This window comes from Pseudomonas sp. Sample_24, assembly GCF_004307605.1.
GTDB lineage: Bacteria > Pseudomonadota > Gammaproteobacteria > Pseudomonadales > Pseudomonadaceae > Aquipseudomonas.
Genome location: NZ_RCNW01000253.1, coordinates 1 through 656, shown reverse-complemented (window position 1 = coordinate 656; position 656 = coordinate 1). Strand labels below are relative to the sequence as shown.

At 61.6% G+C, this 656-nt stretch carries 1 protein-coding gene; it reads left to right on the top strand.

Features of this window, described 5'->3' with window-relative positions; translation table 11 throughout:
• Positions 1-585 (top strand): lyase family protein (locus D8V06_RS14155; RefSeq protein ID WP_241667822.1); only part of this gene is annotated, 585 nt, incomplete at its 5' end.
• Positions 586-656: the final 71 nt, after the last annotated feature.

Sequence of the window (656 nt, the reverse complement as noted above, 5' to 3'; positions counted from 1 at the left end):
CTGTTCTCCGGCATGCTCAAGCGCACCGCGGTCAAGCTGTCGAAGATCTGCAACGACCTGCGCCTGCTGTCCAGCGGCCCACGCACCGGCATCAACGAAATCAACCTGCCGGCACGTCAGCCAGGCAGCTCGATCATGCCCGGCAAGGTCAACCCGGTGATTCCGGAAGCCGTTAACCAGGTGGCCTTCCAGGTCATCGGTAACGATCTGGCGCTGACCATGGCGGCCGAAGGCGGCCAGCTGCAACTGAACGTGATGGAACCGCTGATCGCCTTCAAGATCCTCGATTCGATCCGCCTGCTGCAACGCGCCATGGACATGCTGCGCGAGCACTGCATCGTCGGCATCACCGCCAACGAAGCACGCTGCCGTGAACTGGTCGAACACTCGATCGGCCTGGTCACCGCACTGAACCCGTACATCGGCTACAAAAACGCCACCCGCATCGCCCGTATCGCCCTCGAAAGCGGCCGTGGCGTGCTGGAACTGGTGCGCGAAGAAGGTCTGCTCGACGAAGCCATGCTCGCCGACATCCTGCGCCCGGAAAACATGATTGCTCCGCGTCTGGTTCCGCTTAAAGCCTGAACCGACGCGTTACTTGTAGCACCGCTCACCAGGTCGAGGGACTAGACACCTCTCACCTTTTGAGGGCTTGG